Genomic DNA, 3,037 nt, shown 5'->3' with positions numbered 1-3,037 from the left:
ACGCTCACCGACCTGACCTATGCCTACGATCCCGACGGGCAGCTGACGGCGATCCTCGACAACCTCGATCCGTCGAAGTCGAAGGCGATCTCCTATGACCAGCTCAACCGCCTCGTGCAGGTGGCCGAGGGGGTTCCGTTGGCGCAGGGCGGCGTGCCGGTGCCGGTCGAGGATTATGCCTATGACGGCGAGGGCAACCGCACCGCCTCGCATCTCTCGGCGCTCTACAGTTCCAACGGGCACAATCAGCTTCTGGAGGATGACAGCTACAGCTACGGTTACGATGCGCGGGGCAACCGGATCAGCCGGACCGCGAAGGCGGACGGGGCGGTCGAGAGCTATGCCTATGACAGCCAGAACCGGCTGGTGGGCTATGCGTCGGACACGACCACCGCAAGCTACGCCTATGACGCGCTCGACCGGCGGATCGCGAAGACCGTGGACGGGGTCACGGAGGCCTATTTCTATGATCAGGCGATCATTGGCTCGCTCGTCGGCAGCGACGCAGCTCTCGAATTCTTGGATGGCGATCTCTCGAAACGTTGGCTGTTCAGCAATCGAGTCGATGAACCACTTGCCTTCGAAAGCTATGCAGTTGGCGTGACGGCACCTGCCGCTGGCACATCGCATGGCCTTCTGTCAGACCGGCTGGGTTCGGTCGTCAAAGTGATAGACGAGGCGACCGGGACGGTTGTGGAATCTCGTAACTATGATGCTTTCGGTCTTGCATCGGGCAGCAGCCCGATTCAGCGATATGGCTTTACGGGACGGGAAACAGACCACGAAAGCGGGCTGATCCATTTCCGCGCGCGCTCTTACGACCCTGCTCTTGGCAGTTTCTTGCAACAGGACCCTATCGAACTGGCCGCAGGGGACATGAACATCTATGCATATGTGAAGGGCAACTGACCTGAGACCCGGCTCTCCTCCGGGCTTACGGAGAGTCCGCAAGTTGATTTCTGGGCCTACGCGGCGCGCATTTCCAGCCCCTTCTTTGCCAAGAACTCGACCGGCGGGATGTTCCCGAGGCCGGAGTGCGGTCGGTGATGGTTGTAGTCGTGCTGCCAGTCTCGGATCCGGTCGCGTGCATCGGCCAGCGAGGAGAACAGCGTCTCGTTGAGAAGCTCGTCGCGGAAGCGCCCGTTGAAGCTCTCGACGAAGCCGTTCTGCATGGGCTTGCCCGGGGCGATGTAGTGCCAGTCGACACCCGTGCGCTGGCACCATGACAGCACTGCCATTGATGTCAGTTCGGTCCCGTTGTCTGAAACCACCATCGCGGGGCGGCCACGCTTTGTGATCAGCGCATCGAGCTCTCGGACGACCCGCAAACCGGACAATGACGTGTCGGCGACCAGCGCCAGGCACTCCCGGCTGTAGTCGTCGACCACGGCCAGAACCCGGAACCGACGACCATCCGTCAACGCATCGCTGACGAAATCGAGGCTCCAGCGCATGTTCGGCGCATCCGGGACAAGCATCGGCCGTCGTGTCCCGAGGGCACGCTTCCGACCGCCTCTGCGGCGGACTTGAAGCTTCTCCTCGCGATAAAGTCGCCTGAGCTTCTTCAGGTTCATCACGATCCCCTGCCGTTCAAGCATCACATGGATACGCCGCCTTACGGCGATTGCAGGCAATCGCCTACCGGCCAATGGATAGCCGAACCGCCGTCTCTCGGCCGCGACAGCCTTCATCGCTATCCTTGCCTCGGCATCATCCAGCCGCACGCCGTGATAGCGCACGCTGGACCGATCCACAGCCAGAGCCCTGCACGCCCGGCGCTGGCTTACGCCGTGGATCGCCACGACATGAGCCACCACGTCCCGCCTGACGCCGGGCGCTACCATTTTTTTGCCGCGACATCCTTCAGGATCGCGTTGTCGAGCATCGCCTCTGCCAGTAGCTTCTTTAGCTGCGCGTTCTCATCCTCGAGCGCCCTTAGCCGGCGGGCATCGGACACCTCCAGGCCGCCGAACTTGGCCTTGTATTTATAGAACGTCGCTGGGCTGACCCCGTGCTTCCGGCAGACGTCAGCCGTGGGCATCCCGGCCTCCTGCTCCTTCAGCATCCCGATGATCTGTTCTTCGCTGAACCTTGATCGCTTCATTGTCCGTCTCCTGGTTGGAGCGGACTCTACCTCAAACTGGAGGAAGATACGGGTCTCAGGTCAGGACTTGCAGTTCCGCCACCTGGCGATCGAAGTCTCGAGCCATCAATGACTGACCAAGCAGCTTGATGCAGTTCATCTTGGCCGCGACACGGCTCCGGCGGTGATAATCACTCCATCGTCGCCAGATAGCCCGGCCCAGGTACTTTGAGGCCCGCAGAGCTTCGTTGCGTGCGACGGCGCCCGGGCCGTCGGCTTCCATGGCTTGGCGTTTTTTCGGGGCGGGATGACAGCGGCGGCGTTTCGAGCGGCAATTGCTTCGTGGCACTTTCGGGTGTCATAGGCGCCGTCGGCGGTGACCCTACCGATCTCCTGATCAGGCGGGATCTGGTCCAGCAGTTCTGGCAACACAGGCGCGTCACCGATGTTGCTGCCCGTGATCTCGACCGCCCGGACCTCCAGCGTTTCCTCGTCGATCCCGATATGTACCTTACGCCAGATACGCCGTTTCGCACCGCCGTGCTTGCGGGCATTCCATTCGCCTTCACCTTCGGCCTTGATACCAGTGCTGTCGATCAGCAGGTTCAGCGGACCCGCACCGCCACGATAGGGAATGCTCACGTTCAGCGTTCGTTGACGGCGGCACAGGGTACTGAAGTCCGGCACCGTCCAGTCCAAGCCGGCAAGCTTCAGCAGGCTTTGCACGAACCCCGTCGTTTGCCGCAACGGCATGCCAAACAGCACCTTCATGGTCAGACAGGTCTGGATCGCCGTGTCGCTGAAGCTCGGTTGTCGGCCACGCTTGCCGGTCGGTGGTGGTCGCCATGTCATCTCCGGATCAAACCAGATCGAAAGCGATCCGCGCCGCTTCAACGCTTCATTGTAAGCTGACCAGTTCGTGGTCTTGTACTTCGTAGGGGCCCAACTGCTCAT

2 protein-coding genes and 1 pseudogene are annotated in these 3,037 nt (G+C 61.5%); 1 reads left to right on the top strand and 2 read right to left on the bottom strand.

Annotation, left to right across the window (positions count from 1 at the left end; genetic code table 11):
• A partial coding sequence (locus WBB85_RS23390) for an RHS repeat-associated core domain-containing protein (protein WP_432640961.1) occupies nt 1–909 on the top strand: 909 nt, incomplete at its 5' end.
• Nucleotides 910–965: 56 nt separating this feature from the next.
• Here WBB85_RS23390 and WBB85_RS23385 read toward each other — a convergent pair.
• Nucleotides 966–2,104, bottom strand: a protein-coding gene (locus tag WBB85_RS23385; RefSeq protein WP_432640960.1) for an IS3 family transposase whose coding sequence is annotated in 2 segments (ribosomal slippage) — nt 966–1,855 and nt 1,855–2,104 — 1,140 coding nt in all. Because the reading frame shifts where the segments join, the coding sequence is not laid out codon by codon here.
• Between the two features lie 55 nt (nt 2,105–2,159).
• Nucleotides 2,160–3,037, bottom strand: a pseudogene (locus tag WBB85_RS23380) (IS5 family transposase).

The sequence above is a fragment of the Albidovulum sp. genome, assembly GCF_049646345.1.
In the GTDB taxonomy this organism is placed as follows: Bacteria; Pseudomonadota; Alphaproteobacteria; order Rhodobacterales; family Rhodobacteraceae; genus Albidovulum.
This window is presented reverse-complemented; position numbering and strand designations above follow the sequence as displayed.